The following is an 18,513-nucleotide window of genomic DNA, read 5'->3' on the forward strand; positions in this document are numbered from 1 at the left end:
AGCTTGATCGGCTTCACTTCCACGCCCGGCGTCTTCATGTCGACGAGGATGAAGCTGATCCCCTCCTGCGCCTTGGCGGTGGGATCGGTGCGGCACAGGAAGAAGCCCCAGTCGGCGTGCTGGGCGAGCGTCGTCCAGGTCTTCTGGCCGTTGATGACGTAGTGATCGCCGTCACGCACCGCAGTGGTCTTGAGGCTGGCGAGGTCCGAGCCCGCGCCCGGTTCCGAATAGCCCTGACACCACCACACCTCGCCGCTGCGGATGCCGGGAAGATGCTTGGCCTTCTGCTCTTCATTGCCGAAGGTGTAAATCACCGGGCCGACCATCGAGACGCCGAAGGGCAGCGGCATCAGCGCGTTCACGCGGGCGTTCTCTTCCGACCATATGTAGCGCTGGGTCGGCGTCCAGCCGGTGCCGCCATATTCGACCGGCCATGCGGGGACCGACCAACCCTTCGCGCCGAGGATCTTGTGCCACGCGATGAAGTCCTCGCGCGCCATGTCCTCGCGCATGCCGAAATCGGCGAGGTGCTTGGGATAGTTTTCGGCGATGAAGGTGCGGACCTCTTCGCGGAAGGCCTGCTCTTCGGGGGTGAATTCGAGGTTCATAGGTCTCTCTCCAGACTGCTTTTGCCGCGTTGAAATACGCTTTGTCACGGCGCGCGGACGCGGAAAAGAGGCAATTGGCACCGAGTGCCTCAGAGCCGCCGCGCCCTAGCGTCATGTTTCACGTGAAACAGCAAATGACCCGCCGATGATGCGACAACGACCGTGCAACGGGGAGGGAATCGCCGTGCGACTCAACCCCCCGGACTTGCCTCACATCTCCAACGGGCCGTGGGTGATATGCGGCAGCACATGGCGGGCGAACAGGTCCGCCTCCTGCATGTGCGGGTAGCCCGAGAGGATGAAGGCCTCGATCCCTTCGGCCTGATAGGCGCGCAGCTTGGCGAGCACCTGGTCGGGCGTGCCGACGATCGCCGCCCCGCAGCCCGAACGCGCGCGGCCGATGCCGGTCCACAGGTTCTCCTCGACGAAGCCGTCGCCGTCCGCCGCGCCGCGCAGCTCCTGCTGGCGCTGGACGCCGTAGTTCTTGGCGTCGAGCGACTTCTCGCGGATCGCCCGGCCAGCCTCGTCGTCGAGCTTCGAGAGCAGGCGGTCGGCGTATTGGCGCGCCTCGTCCTCGGTCTCGCGCACAATCACGTGGACGCGGTAGCCGAACTTGAGGGTGCGGCCATAATTGGCAGCGCGCGCCTTCAAGTCGGCGATGTTCTCGCGGACCTTGTCCATCGTGTCGGGCCACATCAGGTAGACATCCGCCGCCTCGGCCGCACATTCGCGCGCTTCGTGGCTGAGGCCGCCGAAGTAGAACGGCGGGCACTTGCCGCTGAGCGTCGTGATGCGCGGCGGATCGAGCTTCAGATTGTAGAACTCGCCGTCGAAATCGAGATGCTCGCCATTGAGCAACGTCTTGACGATCTTCATGATCTCGGTGCCGCGGCGGTAGCGCGGGCCGCTTTCGATCTTCTCGCCCGGCATGTCCGAGGAGATGATGTTGACGTTCAAACGCCCGCCCGTCCCCGCCGCGTTCGGGCCGAGGATACGGTCGAGCGTGGCGATCCGGCGCGCCAGCTGCGGCGGCCAGTCTTCGCCCATGCGGGTTGCCCAGAGCAGCTTGATGCGCTTGACCTGCGTCGCCACTGCGGCGGCGAAGATCGTGGTGTCGACACCCAGCTGATAGCCCGAGGGCAGCAGGATATTGTCGAACCCGCCTTCCTCGGCGCGCATCACGAGATTGCGGCAATGCTCCCAGCTCGATTGGAGATAGGGATCGGGGACGCCGAGGAACTCGTAGTCATCGTCGCATAGCGCGGAGAACCACGCGATTTCGCATTGCTGGGTCATTCTATCCGTTCCTCGTCCAAACTTGTCTGTTCGTGCCCCCGAACCTTTCGCCTTAGGGCAGCGGCACCCCGCGCGCCGCTACCAGCACCGCGTACCAATCCTGCCGCGTCCAGCGCACCTTGAGCGCCTCGGCGCCCTCGGCGATGCGGCTTTCGTTCTGCGAGCCGATGATCGGGATGATCCCCGCCGGGTGCGCCATCAGCCAGCTATAGGCACAGACCGTACGCGAGACGCCTTGCGCCTCGGCCACGGTGTCGAGCGCGGCGGCAACAGCCTTGTCACGCGCGGTCTCCGGCGCCGCCAAGCGCCCGCCGCCGAGCGGCGACCACGCCAGCGGGGTGAGGCCGAAGGCCATCGCCTGATCAAGCTGCCCATTCTCGAAACAATCGATCCGCAACGGGCTGATTTCGGGCTGGGTGCTGACCAGCTTGTTGTCGAGAAACTTCGCCAGCGCCGGAAGCTGGAACATCGTGAAGTTCGACACGCCGAGCGTGCGCACCTTGCCGCTCGCCACCGCATCGTCGAGCGCCCGTGCCACTTCCTGCGGGTGGGTGAGGATATCGGGGCGATGGATCTGCCACAGGTCGACCGAGTCCACCTGCAAGCGCCGCAGAGAATCGTCGATCGCCTTCTTCAGGTAATCCGGGCTCTGATCATAGGGGAGCGGGGGGAGGATGCCGCCCTTGGTCGCCAGCACCATCTTGTCCCGCAGGCCCGGCTCGGCGGCCAGCACCTCGCCCAGCAGCGCCTCGGCATCGCCGAAGCCGGAGGTGCCGTCGAAGCCGTAGATATCGGCGGTGTCGAGGAAGGTGATCCCCGCATCCAGCGCTGCGTGCACCAGCTTGGCCGCATCGGCGACCGTGCGGCCGTTCTCGGCGAGGCGCCACATGCCCCAGGCGATGGGCGAGACCTCGATATCGCTCAGGCCGAGGCGGCGGGTTGCAGGCGGCAGGGGCAGTTCACTCATGTCTCAGGGGTTCCTCTTGGGGGGAGCGACCGAGGCGCGCTCGACGAGTTCATGGGGCAGGCGCTTGTGGGTGATGTCCCCGCCCGCGATCAGGATTTGCGTGGCGGTGCGCGCCAGATCGGCCATTGGCTGACGGATGGTGGTCAGCGGCGGCCACACGGTGCGCGCCAGCGTGGTGTCGTCGAAGCCGGTCACCGACAGCTCGGCGGGCACATTGATCCCGCGGTCATGCGCCACGGCGAGGACGCCTGCGGCCATGTCGTCGTTCGAGGCGAAGATCGCGGTGGGCCGGGAGGGTTGATCGAGCAAGGCCCGCGCGCCGGCCACGCCGCTGTCGAAGTCGAACGCACCGTCGACCACCAGTTGCGGTTCAAAGGGGATGCCGACGCGGTCCAAAGCGCGGCGGTAGCCGAACAGGCGGTCGTCGGAGGCCATGTGGTTGGTGTGGCCCTTGATGAACCCGATCCGGCGGTGTCCGGCGTTGATGAGGTGCGTGGTCAGGTCGTCGGCGGCCTGCGCGTCGTCCATGAACACGGATGAAGTGAGCGCGTGGTTCGTGCCGGGCGAGATGCGCACGAAGGGCACGTCCATCGTCTCCAATGCGCGCAGCACGGGATCGCAGTCGGTGACGGGGGAGGAGAGGATGATGCCGTCGACATGGGTCTCGCTCACCAGCCCGCGCACCTGATCGCCGACGCGCGGATCTGCAACGTCGACCGGCTGGGCGAGCAGGCGGATGCCGGCCTCGTGGCACACCTCCCAGCAGCCCTTCTGGATCTGAAACATGTAATAGGGGCTGTGATTGTCGTAGATCAGCGCGACCTGCCCCGACTTGGCGCCCGACAGGATGCGCGCGGCCACCGAGGGGCGGTAATCGAGTTCGGCCATCGCGGTTTCGACCCGCGCCTTCAGTTCCGCGCTGACATAGGGGTGGCCGTTGAGCACGCGGCTGACGGTCTTGACCGCGACCCCGGCACGCGCGGCGACGTCCTTGATGTTGGCGCGGCTCATTGCGCAAGCTCCGCGAACAGCGGCGCGAAGGGGCTGCCCTCGCGGTAGAAAACCGCAGGCTCACCGATCGGCGCAGGCACTTCATGCCAGCCGGGCGCATAGTCTGCGCCGCTCCAGATGTGCCGCCAGATGCCTTGCGGCAGATAGACTTGTCGCATGTCCGCCCCCGCTTCGATCACCGGTGCCACCATCAGATCAGCACCATAGAGATACTGATCCTGTATCGTGAAGGTCTCGCGATCCTCGGGGTGGTGCAGGAACAGGGCGCTCTGCGCGGGAAGCCCGGCGGCCTGCGCCTCGGCGACGAGGTGGCGGACATAGGGCGCGAGGGCCGTGTGCACCCGGCTCCAACGGACGAAGCCCTCTATCAGCGCAGGCGTGGAGTCGATCTGGAGGTTTTCGTCCGGGCGGTTGCCTTCGTGGGTGCGGAAGACGGGACTGAAGGCGCCGAGCTCGTACCAGCGCAGCATCAGCTCCTCGCTGCGGACATTGCCGAACAGGCTGGTGTAACCACCGACATCCGAATGGCTGAAGGCATTGCCCACCAGCCCCGATGACAGCGCGGCGGTGACGACCGTGCCGATGCCGTCATGGCGGCTGAAATCGACCGACTGGTCGCCCGCCCACAAGAGCGGGCAATGCGCCTGCACCCCCTTGTGGCCTGCCCGCATGAACCACAGCACATCGCCGGTCTTGCCGCGCGAGGCGACGGCCCGCGCATTGACCTCGGCCCAGCGGACCGGCCAGCGGTTGTGTTCCTGCATCGGGTCGCCATCGAACAGGCGCAGGTCGGTCGGCAGGTATTCACCGAAATCCGCCATCCAGCCATCGAGCCCGAAATCGAGCATCCGCTTGCCGATCACCTCCTCGGCGAACCAGTGGCAAGCGGCGGGGTTGGTGAAATCGACCACCCCTGCGTGAAACTCGCCGAAGTCGACGAGGTAGGGGGCGTCGCTCTCCAGCTCCCGGGCGAAGTAGCCCTTGGCGGCGGCTTCCGGGTAGAGCGGGCCGTCGACCGCGAGGTAGGGGTTCACATAGCCGAGGAAGCGGATGCCGCGGGCCTTCAATGCGGCGATGCGGGCGGGCAGATCGGGGTAGCGCTCCGCGTTCCACTGCCAGTCCCAGAACAGCCGGCGGCCGAAGCTGGTCTCGCGGATGCCGACCCAGTCCTCGCACCACAGGCCCGAGACGGCCGCGCCCGCGTCGATCAGCTTTTCGAGGCGCTCGAACGAGGCTTCGCCCTGCTTGAGGCCCACCACCGCCCCGCCGATCGCCCAGTCGGGCAGCGCTTGGCGGGGGCCGAAGCGCGCGGCCAGCTGGCGGGTCAGGTCCGCGGGCGCACCCTCGAACAGGTCGATGGCGACCTCGCCCGACCACACGTGGATGCGCAGGCGGCCTTCCTCGCGCGCATCGAGTTCCACATATTCGGCATTGGCGAGGCTGATCGCCCAGCCGCCCGAGCACAGCACGGTGGGCTCGGGGTAGTTGGTCGTCCAGTAATCCCCGCCCGCAAAGCTCCCGTCCGCGCTCGCAGAATCGGTGAGCGGCGTGCCGGGTTCGCGCCCGACGCCGGGCTCGCTGGTCCAGATCGGGAAATTGCGGCCATTGAGGGCAAGGTAGCTCATCTGCTCGCCCCCGCCCCAAAGAATGTCGTCAGGAGCGAGCGTGAGGTATATGGTCATGCGGTCGTGACCCGAGAGCGCCGTGAGCGTCAGCCGTGATGCGTCCGGCGCAAGTGAAATGGCGACCTTGACGCTGCCATCGGTGCTCGCCAGCACCGCGCCGCCCGTTCCATCCACTTCTGCCCCGCACAGTGGCATCGCTGCCACAGCATCGTCGGAAAGCCGAAAATTGCCGCGCACCATGGTGACCTGTGGCGCGCCCGAAGCCACGGAAATCGCAGGGCAATCTGGAGCATGGCGGAGCACCGCACGGCCTGCCAGCCGCAACGTCACGCCCCCCTCTTCCGGCTCCAGCCGCACCATCCCTAACCCGCATCCTTGTCCCGGGCTGTCCCTTGGCCCGTTCTGACACCGCTTGACAGAATGCAGCGGAAAGCGCAACCCGACAGGCCAAAGATCGACCGCACGGACCGGGTCGCAAGCCACCGTCCGAAAGAGTTGATCGTGATCAGAGGGGAGAGAACCATCATGTCCGCCACCACCCGTTTTGCCATCAAGGCGCTGGCCCTGTCGGCCAGCTCGCTCGCTTTCGCCACCGCCGCTCCGGCGCTGGCGCAGGTCGAGGAAATCATCGTCACCGCCCAGAAAGTCGAGGAAAACGTCCAGGACGTGCCGATCGCGATCTCCGCGGTATCGGGCGACCGTCTGCAGCAGGCGGGCGTCATCAGCCTCGAGAACATCTCGACCGTCGTGCCCTCGGTGACCTTCCGCAAGGGCACCACCAGCGCCAACTCTGCGATCGTGATGCGCGGCGTCGGCACCATCACCTTCTCGGTCGCGGCCGAGCCTTCTGTGTCCACCGTTGTCGACGGCGTGGTGCTGAGCCGTTCGGGCCAGGCCTTCATGGACCTCGTCGACATCCAGCGGCTTGAAGTGCTGCGCGGTCCGCAGGGCACGCTGTTCGGCCGCAACGCGAGCGCCGGCCTCGTCAACATCGTCTCGAAGGGCGGCACCGACACGCTCGAGGCCGAGTTCAACGCCGACTGGTTCGAGGGCGAGGAATACCGCCTGCGCGCCGCCATCAGCGGCCCGATCGGCGAGAACCTCAGCGCCCGCCTGACCGGCTTCTACGGCAGCTATGACGGCAACATCACCAATATCTTCGGTGGCCGCAACGAGCAGGTCAACGGCTACGAGCGCTACGGCGTGCGCGGCATCATGGATTACGACGACGGCGCCAACAAGGTCCGCCTGATCGCGGACTACTACAAGGCCGACGACGATTGCTGCGTCGACGTGACCGGCGCCAGCCGCGGCGCGGTGCAGGACGCACTGCTCGCGCTGCCGGGCGGCGTGGCGCTGGGCGAGGACCAGCGTTTCATCAACAACGACCTCGTCACTAGCACCGAGGACCAGCAGTGGAGCCTGACCGGCACCGGCGATTTCGACATCACCGACACCCACACGCTCAGCATCGTGCTCGGCTATCGCAACTGGGAGAACACCGAGAACCGCGAGGGCGACTTCCTGCCGCGCGCGATCGTCGGCGCGGGCCAGCTGCATGACCTCGGCGTGGTCAAGACCGAGCAGGTCTCGGCCGAAATCCGCCTCGCCTCCGACCAGTCGAAGGCCTTCCACTATCAGGTCGGCGCCTTCGCCTGGCAATCGGACAACACGCAGGATTTCACCCGCCGCAACATCACCTGCACCACCTCGAACCTCGCGGCGCTGCCGGGCGGGGCGATCCCGTGCAATTTGAACGACACCGTCAACACGCTGTTCCCCTTCGCCACCTCGCGCTCGGAAGTGCGGTCGGTGAACTACGCGCTGTTCGGTCAGGCGACCTACGAGATCACCGATCAGCTCTCGCTGACCGGCGGACTGCGCTACACCTGGGATGATCTGCAATTCGTTCACATCCGCGCGCCCGGCGTCAATGCCACCACCGGCCTGCCCGCGACCGGCCCGGGCGTGGTCGCCAACCCTGCCGGCGGCCTCATCGCCAACGGCGGCAACGGCACCAACACCAGCCGCGGCGAGACCACCAACGGCAACCTGTCGGGCCGCGCCGCGATCCAGTTCAAGCCGACCGAGGACATCATGCTCTACGGGTCCTACACCCGCGGCTACAAGGGTCCGGCGTTCAACGTGTTCTTCAACCACACCGCGCCCAACAACGCCGTTCCGATTTCCGAGGAGCTGTCGGACAGCTTCGAGATCGGGGTGAAGTCGCAGTTCCTCGACAACCGCGTGCAGCTCAACCTTGCGGCCTTCACGGTCGAGTATGACGGGTTTCAGGCGAACAACTTCATCGTGGTCAACGGCGCGACGATCTCGAACCTGACCAACGCGGGCACGGTCAAGAGCGAAGGCTTCGAGGCCGACCTGATCGTCAACCCCATCGACGGCCTCAACCTGCGCGCCAGCGCAGCCTATGCCGACGCGCGGGTCAAGGCGTTCAACCCCAACCCCACCACCAACGCGCCCGACGCGCGCAACGGCACCGTGCTGCCGCTCGCGCCGAAGTTCGTCTACACCATCGGCGGGGACTACACCCGCGAGCTCGGGCCGGTGACGATGTACCTCAACACCGATTACCGCCACACCAGCACGCAGTATTCGGACCTTGGCCAGCAGGCTTCGACGATCATTGACCCCTACGGCATCTGGAACGCCTCGCTTGGCTTCTCGGACCCGGACGACAAGTACCGCGTGACCTTCCACGCCCGCAACATCGCGGATGAAAGCTACGTGCTGCTCAACATCGAGAACGGCCGCCGCCTGCAGATCCCGCGCGACGCGGATCGCTATTTCGGCGTGTCACTGCGCGTGCGGACGCGCTGATCCGCTTGGGCTCGTGAACATCAGGGGGCCGTCGGAGCGATCCGGCGGCCCTTCTTGTCTCGCCCTTGCCCTGCCCCTGCCGCCCGCTTTAGGAACCTGCGATGGCCGCTGACCACTCCACGCCCATAACTGCGCGCCTGCGCTGGTCGCTGTTCACCGTGCTGTGCATCGCGGGGGTGTTCAACGCGATGGACCGGCCGATCATCGCGATCCTCAAGCCCGACATGATGGAGGATTTCGGCTGGACCGACAGCGACTTCGGCGATCTGGCCGCAGTCACGCAGTTCTCGGCCGCCTTTGCCTTCCTGTTCACCGGCTGGCTGGTCGACCGGCTCGGGGTCAACCGTTCGATGCAGGTCGGCGCGAGCGCGTGGAGCTTCGCCGCGATGGCGCATGGCTGGGCGCTCACCACCTGGCAGGTGGTCGCGGCGCGGGTCGGGCTGGGCGTGACCGAGGCGGTGCAGACGCCGCTTACGATCAAGACCGTCGCAACGCTGTTCCCGCCCGACAAGCGCAGCTTCGCCTTCGGCTTTGCGACCATGCTGGCAGGCGCGGGGACGATCGCGATGCCCTTCCTTATCCCGGCGCTGGCGCTGAGCGTGGGCTGGCGCGGCGCGCTGGTGGCGGGCGGGATCGGCGGCTTCGTGTCCTTGCTCGCCTGGATGTGGCTCGCGCGCGGCGTCGCCGGCCTCAATGCCGCAGCGGCGACTGAGGCGACTGCCGTCGGTGTCGGGGGCGCGCCATACGGCGCGATCCTGCTGAACCGCCAGACCTGGGCAATCGTCGTCGCCAAAGCTCTGTCGGACATGACCTGGTGGTTCATCAATTTCTGGCTGGCGGATTACTACCGCAAGCAGTTCGGCCTATCGACCCTGGAGCTGGCGGTGCCGCTCGCCATCGCCTTTGCCGGATCGGGGCTCGGCGCGCTGCTTGCCGGGTGGATCTCGACCCGCCTGCTCGAGGCGGGGTGGAGCCCCAACCGCGTGCGCAAGGGCGTGATGCTGGTCTGCGCGCTGATCGTGCTGCCGCTGCCGCTGGTGCTCGCGCTCGATTCCTTCTGGCCGGTGGCTGTCATGATCGGGGTCGTGATGGCCGGGCATCAAGGCTTCTCGCTCTCGCTGTTCTCGACCATCACCGACGTGGTGCCGGGGGAGAAGGTCGGGCGGGTGACGGCGTTCGGCGCCTTCATGGGTAATATGGGCGGGGTGGCGATCAGCCTTGTGGCGGGCCGCGTGCTCGATGCGGGGCTTGGCTACGGGCCGCTGTTCGCCTTCGCGGCGGCATCCTACCTGATTGCGCTGGCGTGGTTCCAGCTGCTGCTCCCCGAGATCCGCCGACCCGAGGCCAGCGAAGACGTGTTCGCCTGATCCCCTGCAAGGTTGCAATCGGAGGGGCCGCGCGGTAGGCTTGTGACACCGTGAGACATACGTGATGCATGAGGGCAGCTCCGCGAGGCCATGAAGCAAGGCTCCCGCCCCGATTTCGAGGCCTATGCCGGCGATCTGTTCGGCGAGATCATGCTCGCCGACAGCGCCGCTTCCGAAGCCGCGCGCGGCGCGCGCAAGCCGCTGTCGCGCTTCGTCCCGGGCCTTGCGATCAGCGCGATAGCGGGCGCGGCGGCAGCGTGGCTGGCGCAGAATTACGGGGTGCCGATCATTCTGGCGGGGCTGCTAATCGGCCTTGCCGTCAATTTCGCCGCCGCCGATCCGCGCACCCATGACGGGCTCGACGCAGCCAGCCGCCATGGCCTTCGCGCCGGGATCGTGCTGCTCGGCTTTCAGGTCACCGCGATGCAGGTCGCTGCAATGGGGATCGTGCCTTTCGCCGGGCTCGCCCTCGTCATGGGCTCGGCGCTGATCGCTGCGCTGGCCGCCGCGCGCGCGACCGGGCAGAGCCCCGCGATCGGCCTGCTCGGCGGCGGGGCGACCGCGATCTGCGGCGCCTCGGCCGCGCTGGCGCTTTACGGCGTGATCGGGCGCGAGCGGATCGACCAGTCGCTCTTCACCCTGACGCTGGTGATCCTTGCCGCCGCCAGCGCCATCGCGCTCGTCACCTATCCGCCGCTCACCACGATGCTCGGCTTCACCGACGCGCAGGCCGGATTTCTGGTGGGGGCCTCGATCCATGACGTCGCGCAGGCGATCGGCGCAGGCTTTGCGGTCTCGGACGCGGCAGGCGCGCAGGCGACGGTGGTGAAGCTCACCCGTGTCGCCCTGCTCGCCCCGCTGGTGACGCTCGCCGCCTTGTGGATCGCACGCGCCGAGCCGCTGCCCGCCGGGGTCGGCCGCGCGCGGGTGCCGGTGCTGCCGGGCTTCATCCTCGCCTTCCTCGCGCTGGTGGGGGTCAACTCGCTCGTCCCGGTGCCGCCGGAGCTCGCCGCCCATGCGCTGACTTTGTCCAAGACATTGCTGCTCCTCGCGGTTACGGCGACCGCGATGCGCACCCGCACCGATCTGTTGCTAGGCCTCGGCTGGCGGGCGGTGATGCCGGTGCTGGCGGCGACCATCGCCAGCCTCGCGGTGGCGCTTGCCTATGCACAGTGGGTGATCTGATGGAGCAGACCTACGATCTTGCGGTGATCGGCGGCGGCGTCAACGGCGCCGGGATCGCGCGCGATGCGGCGGGGCGCGGGGCGCGCGTGCTGCTGCTCGAGCGGGGCGACCTTGCGACAGGCACGTCGTCGAACTCCACCAAGCTGATCCATGGCGGCCTGCGCTACCTTGAGCATTACGAATTCGCCCTGGTGCGCGAGTCCCTGTCCGAGCGCGAGGTGCTGTGGGGGATCGCGCCGCACATCATCTGGCCGCTGCGCTTCATCCTCCCCCACCGCCCCGGCCTGCGCCCGCGCTGGCTGCTGCGGCTCGGGCTGTTCCTCTACGACCATATCGGCGGCCGCAAGCGGCTTCCGGCGGCCGAGAGCGTCGACCTGACGCGCCACCCCGCAGGCGCGCCGCTGAAGCGGGGATACTCCCGCGCCTTCGCCTATTCGGATGGCTGGGTGGACGATGCGCGGCTCGTCATCCTCAACGCCCGCGACGCGGCAGATCGCGGCGCCGAGGTGCGCACCCGCTGCGAGGTGACGGCACTGACCCGAGAGGACGACCTGTGGCGCATCGAAGCCGGGGCTGAGACCTTCCGCGCCCGCGCAGTCGTCAACGCCGCGGGCCCGCGCGTCCTCGACCTGCTCGGCCGCGCTGGCGAGCCCTCGGCGCAGAAGATGCGGCTGGTGCGCGGCTCGCACATCGTCGTCCGCAAGCTGTTCGATCACGATTATGCCTATTTCTTCCAGCTGCCCGACGGGCGGATCTTCTTCGCCATTCCCTACGAAAGCGACTTCACCCTGATCGGCACCACCGATGTCGACCACAAGGCCGGGCTCGACGCGGTGGAGGCGAGCGCAGAGGAAATCGCCTATCTTTGCGAGGGCGCCTCGGAATATTTCCGCACGCCCGTCACCCCTGCAGACGTTGTCTGGACCTATTCCGGGGTGCGCCCGCTGGTCGATGACGGCTCGGGCAAGCCCGAGGCGGCGACGCGCGGCTACCGCTTCGAGGTCGACGGCGGGGCGGATGGAACCGCGCCGCTGCTATCGGTGTTCGGCGGCAAGATCACCACTTACCGCCACCTTGCGGCCGAGGCGGTGGAACGGCTCGCCCCCTTCCTCCCCGTGCTGGATGGCAAGGACTGGACCGGCGGCGCATACCTTCCCGGCGGCGATTTCGGCATGACCGAAGCGGGGGCGAAGATCGTCGAACTTGGCGCGCGCTACCCCTTCCTGTCCCCGCGCGAGGCGCAGCGGCTGATCCGCCTTTATGGCACCTGCGCCCTGGATTTCCTCGGCGATGCGGCCAGCGCCGCCGACCTCGGCGCGGATTTCGGCCACGGTCTGACCGCTGCCGAGGTCGACTATCTCGTCACCCGTGAATGGGCGCGGACGGCCGACGACATCCTGTGGCGCCGCACTAAGCTCGGCCTGCACTTCACGCCCGAACAGACCGCGCTTCTGGCTGCCTATCTCACCGAAAGGACCCCTCTCCAATGACCCGAATCGTAGCCCTTGGCGGCACGGTCAATCCCGGCTCCTCGACCGAGCAGGCGCTGCGCCTGGCCGGGACCATCGCGGCGGGCGAAGGGGCGGAGGTGACCGTGTTCGGCGGCGAATATCTGTCCGCCCTGCCCCATTATCGCGGCCCCGGCCACGATGCGACATGGGGCGCGGAGATGGTCGAAGCCGTGCGCGCGGCAGACGGCCTGCTGGTCGCCGCGCCCGGCTATCACGGCACGATCTCGGGCGTGGTCAAGAACGCGCTCGATTACCTCGAAGACCTCGCGCGCGACGAGCGGCCCTATCTCGATGGCCGCGCGGTGGGCCTGATCGCCACCGCCTTCGGCGATCAGGCCTCGATGAGCACCCTGCTCACCATGCGCGCGATCACCCATGCCCTGCGCGGCTGGCCGACCCCGATGGGGGCGACGATCCGCACCTATCAGGGCATGTTCTCCCCCGACGGCGAATGCCTCGACGAGCGCGCCCGCGGGCAGATCGAACTGGTCGGCAAGCAGGTGGTGCTGGGCGCGAAGAGCTTTGCCGCGGGAAGGGATCTGGCGTGATGAGCGCCGCGGTCGACACCGGGCTTGAGGCCGCGCTGGAGGCGATTACCGCAGGGCGGATCGTCGTCATCGCGGGCGATGCCTTGCGCGGCGGGGACATCGACCTGATGTGCGCGGCCAGCCATGTGACGCCCGAAGTGATCAACTTCATGGCCACGCATGGCCGCGGGCTGATCTGCCTTGCGGTAACCCCGCAGCGCGCCGAGCAGCTCGGCCTCAGCCTCGTCAACCCCGGCACCGCGCGCCAGACCGGGCGGCCCTTCGCCCGCTCGATCGAGGCGGCCGAGGGGGTATCGACCGGCATCTCCGCCGCCGACCGCGCGCATACGGTGCGCGTCGCGATCGCCGAGGGGGCGACCAATGCGCATATCCACTCCCCCGGCCACGTCTTCCCGCTGATCGCGCGGGCCGGCGGCGTGCTGGAGCGCGCCTCGGCCTGCGAGGCCTCGATCGACCTTGCGCGCCTTGCCGGCGTGGGCGATGCGGCAGTGATCTGCTCGATCATGCGCGATGATGGCGAGATGGCGCGGATCGACGATATCGGCGAATTGATCGCCACGCACGGCCTCGCGGTGGCCGACATCGGCGCGCTGATTGCCCGGTTGGAGGGCGTGAAGGCATGAACGAAACGCGGCTTTCCCGCCGCGCGCTGATCGCGGGTGCCGGAACAGCGGCGCTGGCTGCGCCCGCATTGGCGAAGCTGGCGGCAGGCGGGATGATCGACCTCGTGCTCCCCGGCGGGCCGAGCCTGCGACCCACCACGCCCGCCTTTCCCGGCAAGGGCGAGATGATCGTCCAGCGCATCCGCCCGCCCCTGCTCGAAACCCCGATGGAGGTGTTCCGCGAAGGCATCATCACCCCCAATGACCGCATGTTCGTGCGCTGGAACTGGGACATGCCAACGCAAGTGAAGGCCGCCGAACACCGGGTCGCGGTGGGCGGCGCGGTCAAGAACGCCGTCTCCCTGACGCTGAACGACATCGCCGCCGCGGGCGAAACGGTGGAAGTCGTCGCCATCAACCAGTGCGCAGGCAATGGCCGCGGCCTCTCGAGCCCGCGCGTCACCGGCACCCAGTGGGGCAATGGCGCGATGGGCTGCGCGAAGTGGACGGGCGTGCGGCTCAAGGACGTTCTCGCCAAGGCGGGCCTCGCCGCCGGGGCCAGGCGCGTGCGCTTCGCCGGGCTCGACGTGCCCCTGACCGATGGCGCGCCGCAGTTCATCAAGTCCATTCCGATGGACATCGCGCTGCGCGACGACGTGCTGGTCGCCTGGGGGATGAACGACGCGCCGCTCTCGATCCTCCACGGGTTCCCCTTGCGGATCGTGGTGCCGGGGTGGTTCTCGACCTATTGGGTCAAGATGCTCAGCACCATCGAGGTGCTGACCGGCGAGGATGACAGCTATTACGTCGCCGATTCCTACCGCATCCCTGCGCAGCCGATCACGCCTGAAACCAAGGACTTCCCCACCGTCCCCGTCACCGCCATGCCCCCGCGCGCCTTCATCACCAGCCATGGCGACGGCGAGGTGGTCGCGCTGGGCAAGCCGTTGGTTCTCGACGGGATCGCGATGGGCGGCGACGCCGCGCTCGAACGGGTCGATCTGGTCGGCAAGGGCTGGGAAATCCCCTGCACCCTTGGCCCCGACGAAGGCCCCTTTGCCTTCCGCCGCTGGTCGGTGAAGCTGCCGCAGGTCGCGGGCGACTTCGAGAGCATCGGCGTGCGCGCCCGCAACGTGAACGGCGCGGTGCAGCCCGAGGCGCTGGCCTGGAACCCCAGCGGCTATGCCCGCAACGTCATCGAACGCATGACCCTGAGGGCGCAATGAGAGCCGCCGCTGCCCTCATCCTCGCGCTGGCCCTCGCAGGCTGCGACAGCGCCCCCAAGGTCGTCTTCGCGGACGCCAGCATCACCCTGCCCGATGACCCGATCGACCTTCCCGAAGGCCCCGGGCGCGATGCGGTGATCGAGAACTGCACCGCCTGCCACTCGCCCTCGACCATGCTCCAGCAGCCCAAGGTCTCGGCCGAGAAGTGGGAATCGATCGTGGGCAAGATGAGGAAGCTCTACAAGGCGCCGGTCGACGAGGCGGCGGTGCCCGCTATCGTCGCCTACATGATGCACGTGCAGAGCCTGCCCGAGGCGTCGCGCTAGCAGTTGGGTGCCGGCCTGACATGCGGGGGGGCAAGGCCGGCCGACACCCGCGCTACACTCACCAGCCGAGGCGGATGGATGCGCGCAAGCTGTAGCCGATATTGCCGAACTGCTCTTCCAGCCCGACCTCACCGGCGATCTTGTAGCTGCCGTCCCCGCCCAGCACCCGCGTGCGGGCGAACCAGCCGCTGTTGCGCCCTTCGGGGGTGAGCGTGAACTGCTGCCCGGTGTTGTAGCGCGCGCGGGTGGCGCCAAGGTCGCTGGTCAGCAGCTCGCGCCAGCCGCCCTCGCCCTCGATCCGCAGCCAGCCGCGATCGCGCGCCTGCATGCCGAACAGGTCGGCGCCGACGGCCACCGCGCCGCTGATGCCCACTTCCTTGCTCGCCCGGTCCTCGACAGTGAGGTTCAATGCCGTGCCGCCGCCCGCCTCGGTATAGCCGTCCTCCTTCAGTCGCAGGTAATCCACCACCACCGAGGGGCGGAAGAAGAAGAACTGCCCGCCGCCTTCGATCGAGGCGCCGCCGGTGGCGGTGACGAAGTCACCCTTCCAATCGCGGGTGATGGTGTAATTGGCGGCATCGGTGCCTGACCCTGCAAAGACGCGGCTGCCCGAGAAGTCGGCCTTCCCCGCGCCTGCCCGCGCAAAGGCGATCACGGGTCCGAAACGCCCACGCCAATGCGCGCCCACCTCGTAGCTGTCGGACAGCACGGAGTTGTCGAAGGGCCCGTTCTTGTACTTGTTCCACAGCCAGCTGCCGGTCACCCCGAAGGCGCCCAGCTTGGTGAGGTATTCCGCCCCCCCGCGGAAGCCCAGACCGGAGAGGTCGAAGGCCGCGGATTGGCCGCGGTCCTTCTCGACATTCCAGTTGGCGAAATCCGCGATGATCCGGAAGCTACCTTCCTCGTCGAAGGGCGAATCGGGGTCCATGAAATGCCGGTCGAAGGCGCGCAGGCCCTGGCTCAGGCCCTCGAAACTGCCGCCCGCGTGGTCGGGCAGGGTCTGGGCGACATAGGCCTGGAACACCTCGGCGGTGTTGATGCCGAGGAACAGGTTGGCGACCTTGGCGTCCTTCGAAAACGCGGCGAACAGACCGTCGAAAGCAGCGGCTTCCGAGGTGTTGAGGCCGAGCTCGTTGTTGGCCTTGCGGCTGATCGCGACATTGACGTTGTTGCCGCTCACGGCCAGCGCCGCCTTGTAGAGGAACGGCACCAGCGCCGAATCCGCAGTGAGGTTGCTCCCGCCCGCAAGACTGCCTGCCGAAATGACGGTGTAGGTACCCACCGCCGTGTTGATATCGGCAAGGCGAATGCGGATCTTCGTGCCGGTGCCGAAGGTCGCCGCGCCGCTGACGGTGATCGCGGTGCCGGTGCCCGCCGCCCCGCCGAGCGTCGCGCCGATCACGCCGTTCGCGCCGACATCAAGGCTGGCGATGCTCGTCGGCCCGTCGAGCGCCAGAGTGCCGCCGCCAAGATTGACCGAGACGTTCTGCGCATTAAGCAGCCTGCCTGCGTAGGCCGCCGTGCCCGCAAGGCTCAACGTACCCGCCCCGCCGCTGAAATCGGCATTGCCGATCATCACCGCATCGCCGCTCATCAGCAGCCGATTGGTGCCCGCGCCGAAGCTGACATTGCCGGCAAAGCCGCCATCGGCAAGTTCGAGCAGATCCGAGCCGCCACCGAAGCGGATGTCGCCGGTGATGGTCGGCGCGGTCACCCCGGCGGCGACCACGGTCTGGCGCACGATGCTGTCCCCGGTCCGCGCGGACAAGTCGATGGCGACATTGCGGGTTGCGGTCGCATCGGCACCGGTCGCGGTGATCGTGCCGCTGTTCTCGATCAGGCCGAGCGTGCCCGAAAGGTCGCGGATCGCATAGGCGGTGCCGTCCTTGATCGTGGTCGCGGTGATGCTGCGCGAATTGCGCAAGGTGGGAAGCGAGGCGTCCGCGCCGATCAGCACCCCGGTTGCCGTGCCGGTGCCGGTGGTGCCGCTGACGGTGGCGGCGATGGTGCCGGCGTTGTTCAGCGCCGGCGTGGCCGCGCCTGCGGCAAGCTCGACTGCGGTTGCATTGCCCCCACGCGATGCGCCGCCGATCTGGCCGTTGATCTGGATGCCGTTGGCGATTGCAACATCCCCGCCGCGCCCGCCGATCCGCAGGCCGGTGGCGTTAACGCCCTGATAGACCCCGTCGCCGAGGATCGTGCCGGCCATGACGATCCCGAACTGGCCCGCCGTCCCCTGGGTGGCGCCGATGGCGATATCGGTCGTTCCGCCGATCTGCACCGCCGGTGCCGCGCCATAGGCGATAATCCGGGTGGTGCCTTCCTTGGCGTCCTCGATCCCGTCGTCGTCCTCGTCATTGTCGGAGGCGACGGTATCGGTCGGCGCGATCTCGAAGATGATGCCGCGCGCGACATTGCCCTCGATCACCAGCGCGCTGCCACCTTGCAGCAGGTCGTCGGCATCGAGCTTGGAGGTGTCGGTCGGCAAGGTGGTGGTGCGGTAGCCGGTCGCGGTGATCGCGCTCTGGACGCGCAGCGCCCCGCCAAGGTCGCCGCCGAGCACCGCGCCTTGCGCAGCCGACCCGCGCACTGTGATCTCGCCCGCCAGCCGGACATTGCCGGTGACGCCGCCCAGCGCCACGCCGACGGAGTTGTTGCCGGTGACGGTGGTCTTGCCCTCGATGGTGACCGCCCCGGTGATCGGCGCGCTCGCCCGGATGCCGGCCGAGCTGTTGCCCTCGACCAGAATCGTGCCGGTGTGGACGAGATTACCGGTCAGCGGACCGTCGATGCGGATCGCGGTGCGCCCGGTGCCGAGCGCGAAGAGCCCGTCGAGATCGCCGTCATTGTCGGTGTCGGTCGGCGTATAGGCCTCGTCGATGGTGATCGTGCCCGAATTGGTGATGTTGGACGTGCGCGCGCCGGTCACCAGAATGCCGGTCGCATTGTCGGCATTGCTGATCGTGATGGTGCCCGCATTGGTCACCGAATTGTTGCTGTCGACCGTCACCGCGGTGCCGCTGGTTACGGTGACCGATCCGGCGCTCTCGATACGCACGTCGGCAGGCTGGCCGCCGTTCACCGTCGAGGTGACTACCGGCGTGGTGCGCGCGGTGTTGATGACGGTCTGCGCGGACAGTTTCGATGCCAGAAACGGCGTGGCGATGGTGGCGAGCGCGGTTCCGGCGAAAAGCAAGCGGGGGTTGAGCAAGGGGGTCCTCCTGGTCGTTCGAACAGGAGACGGAGCCCGCGCGAGGCAGCCTTGATGCGAATTGGAAAAAAAATCAGAAGCGCGTGTCGAAGCCGATGCGAATGGTGCGCGGCTGCAACGGCGTGATCTGCGCGCGGCCCGTGGCGAAGGGTGTGCCGAGCGCGAAGCGGTTGCCTTCCTCGCCGGCGA

At 67.8% G+C, this 18,513-nt stretch carries 14 protein-coding genes; 8 read left to right on the forward strand and 6 right to left on the reverse strand.

Annotated elements, in window-relative coordinates; genetic code table 11:
* The 5 genes from NBV68_RS08480 to NBV68_RS08500 all read right to left on the reverse strand — a co-directional run.
* A partial coding sequence (locus NBV68_RS08480; protein ID WP_296308805.1) for an acyl-CoA dehydrogenase family protein occupies nucleotides 1-608 on the reverse strand: 608 nt, incomplete at its 3' end.
* Between the two features lie 210 nt (nucleotides 609-818).
* Complete coding sequence (locus tag NBV68_RS08485; RefSeq protein ID WP_296308806.1) at nucleotides 819-1,904, reverse strand: LLM class flavin-dependent oxidoreductase; 1,086 nt, start codon at nucleotides 1,902-1,904, stop codon at nucleotides 819-821.
* Nucleotides 1,905-1,956: 52 nt separating this feature from the next.
* Complete coding sequence (locus NBV68_RS08490; RefSeq protein WP_296308807.1) at nucleotides 1,957-2,871, reverse strand: aldo/keto reductase; 915 nt, start codon at nucleotides 2,869-2,871, stop codon at nucleotides 1,957-1,959.
* Between the two features lie 3 nt (nucleotides 2,872-2,874).
* Nucleotides 2,875-3,882, reverse strand: a complete 1,008-nt coding sequence (locus NBV68_RS08495) for a LacI family DNA-binding transcriptional regulator (protein ID WP_296308808.1) — start codon at nucleotides 3,880-3,882, stop codon at nucleotides 2,875-2,877.
* Nucleotides 3,879-5,867, reverse strand: coding sequence for an alpha-glucosidase (locus NBV68_RS08500; RefSeq protein WP_296308810.1), 1,989 nt, complete (start codon nucleotides 5,865-5,867; stop codon nucleotides 3,879-3,881). The genes NBV68_RS08495 and NBV68_RS08500 overlap by 4 nt, the downstream gene beginning before the upstream one ends.
* 165 nt (nucleotides 5,868-6,032) lie before the next feature.
* Here NBV68_RS08500 and NBV68_RS08505 point away from each other — a divergent pair, with 165 nt between their 5' ends.
* The 8 genes from NBV68_RS08505 (at nucleotide 6,033) to NBV68_RS08540 (ending at nucleotide 15,113) form a co-directional block, all read left to right on the forward strand.
* A complete protein-coding gene (locus tag NBV68_RS08505; protein WP_296308812.1) occupies nucleotides 6,033-8,348 on the forward strand; it encodes a TonB-dependent receptor in 2,316 nt (771 codons plus the stop codon).
* A 101-nt stretch (nucleotides 8,349-8,449) separates the two neighbouring features.
* Nucleotides 8,450-9,715, forward strand: a complete 1,266-nt coding sequence (locus NBV68_RS08510; RefSeq protein ID WP_296308813.1) for an MFS transporter — start codon at nucleotides 8,450-8,452, stop codon at nucleotides 9,713-9,715.
* A 90-nt stretch (nucleotides 9,716-9,805) separates the two neighbouring features.
* Nucleotides 9,806-10,900: a putative sulfate exporter family transporter gene (locus tag NBV68_RS08515; RefSeq protein ID WP_296308815.1), complete on the forward strand. Its 1,095-nt coding sequence runs from the start codon at nucleotides 9,806-9,808 to the stop codon at nucleotides 10,898-10,900.
* The gene (locus NBV68_RS08520) at nucleotides 10,900-12,390 is read left to right on the forward strand and encodes a glycerol-3-phosphate dehydrogenase (protein ID WP_296308817.1); all 1,491 of its coding nucleotides are present in this window, start codon (nucleotides 10,900-10,902) and stop codon (nucleotides 12,388-12,390) included. The genes NBV68_RS08515 and NBV68_RS08520 overlap by 1 nt, the downstream gene beginning before the upstream one ends.
* Complete coding sequence (locus tag NBV68_RS08525; RefSeq protein ID WP_296308819.1) at nucleotides 12,387-12,959, forward strand: NAD(P)H-dependent oxidoreductase; 573 nt, start codon at nucleotides 12,387-12,389, stop codon at nucleotides 12,957-12,959. Before NBV68_RS08520 ends, NBV68_RS08525 begins: the two co-directional genes overlap by 4 nt.
* A complete protein-coding gene (ribB, locus tag NBV68_RS08530; protein WP_296308821.1) occupies nucleotides 12,959-13,582 on the forward strand; it encodes a 3,4-dihydroxy-2-butanone-4-phosphate synthase in 624 nt (207 codons plus the stop codon). The genes NBV68_RS08525 and ribB overlap by 1 nt, the downstream gene beginning before the upstream one ends.
* A complete protein-coding gene (locus tag NBV68_RS08535; protein WP_296308823.1) occupies nucleotides 13,579-14,787 on the forward strand; it encodes a molybdopterin-dependent oxidoreductase in 1,209 nt (402 codons plus the stop codon). Before ribB ends, NBV68_RS08535 begins: the two co-directional genes overlap by 4 nt.
* On the forward strand, nucleotides 14,784-15,113 hold the full coding sequence (locus tag NBV68_RS08540; RefSeq protein WP_296308825.1) for a cytochrome c: 330 nt from the start codon (nucleotides 14,784-14,786) through the stop codon (nucleotides 15,111-15,113). Before NBV68_RS08535 ends, NBV68_RS08540 begins: the two co-directional genes overlap by 4 nt.
* Before the next feature lie 58 nt (nucleotides 15,114-15,171).
* Here the strand turns inward: NBV68_RS08540 and NBV68_RS08545 are convergent, their stop codons facing one another.
* On the reverse strand, nucleotides 15,172-18,324 hold the full coding sequence (locus NBV68_RS08545) for an autotransporter outer membrane beta-barrel domain-containing protein (protein WP_296308826.1): 3,153 nt from the start codon (nucleotides 18,322-18,324) through the stop codon (nucleotides 15,172-15,174).
* Nucleotides 18,325-18,513 lie beyond the last annotated feature (189 nt).

The organism is Erythrobacter sp., from assembly GCF_023653175.1.
GTDB lineage: Bacteria > Pseudomonadota > Alphaproteobacteria > Sphingomonadales > Sphingomonadaceae > Erythrobacter.

What these genes read in the sequence shown, in the direction of transcription:
- NBV68_RS08490 (WP_296308807.1), bottom strand. Translation starts at nt 2,871, where the DNA reads ATGAGTGAACTGCCCCTGCCGCCTGCAACCCGCCGCCTCGGCCTGAGC.
- NBV68_RS08525 (WP_296308819.1), top strand. Translation starts at nt 12,387, where the DNA reads ATGACCCGAATCGTAGCCCTTGGCGGCACGGTCAATCCCGGCTCCTCG.
- NBV68_RS08510 (WP_296308813.1), top strand. Translation starts at nt 8,450, where the DNA reads ATGGCCGCTGACCACTCCACGCCCATAACTGCGCGCCTGCGCTGGTCG.
- NBV68_RS08495 (WP_296308808.1), bottom strand. Translation starts at nt 3,882, where the DNA reads ATGAGCCGCGCCAACATCAAGGACGTCGCCGCGCGTGCCGGGGTCGCG.
- NBV68_RS08520 (WP_296308817.1), top strand. Translation starts at nt 10,900, where the DNA reads ATGGAGCAGACCTACGATCTTGCGGTGATCGGCGGCGGCGTCAACGGC.
- NBV68_RS08535 (WP_296308823.1), top strand. Translation starts at nt 13,579, where the DNA reads ATGAACGAAACGCGGCTTTCCCGCCGCGCGCTGATCGCGGGTGCCGGA.
- NBV68_RS08500 (WP_296308810.1), bottom strand. Translation starts at nt 5,867, where the DNA reads ATGGTGCGGCTGGAGCCGGAAGAGGGGGGCGTGACGTTGCGGCTGGCA.
- NBV68_RS08515 (WP_296308815.1), top strand. Translation starts at nt 9,806, where the DNA reads ATGAAGCAAGGCTCCCGCCCCGATTTCGAGGCCTATGCCGGCGATCTG.
- ribB (WP_296308821.1), top strand. Translation starts at nt 12,959, where the DNA reads ATGAGCGCCGCGGTCGACACCGGGCTTGAGGCCGCGCTGGAGGCGATT.
- NBV68_RS08485 (WP_296308806.1), bottom strand. Translation starts at nt 1,904, where the DNA reads ATGACCCAGCAATGCGAAATCGCGTGGTTCTCCGCGCTATGCGACGAT.
- NBV68_RS08540 (WP_296308825.1), top strand. Translation starts at nt 14,784, where the DNA reads ATGAGAGCCGCCGCTGCCCTCATCCTCGCGCTGGCCCTCGCAGGCTGC.
- NBV68_RS08505 (WP_296308812.1), top strand. Translation starts at nt 6,033, where the DNA reads ATGTCCGCCACCACCCGTTTTGCCATCAAGGCGCTGGCCCTGTCGGCC.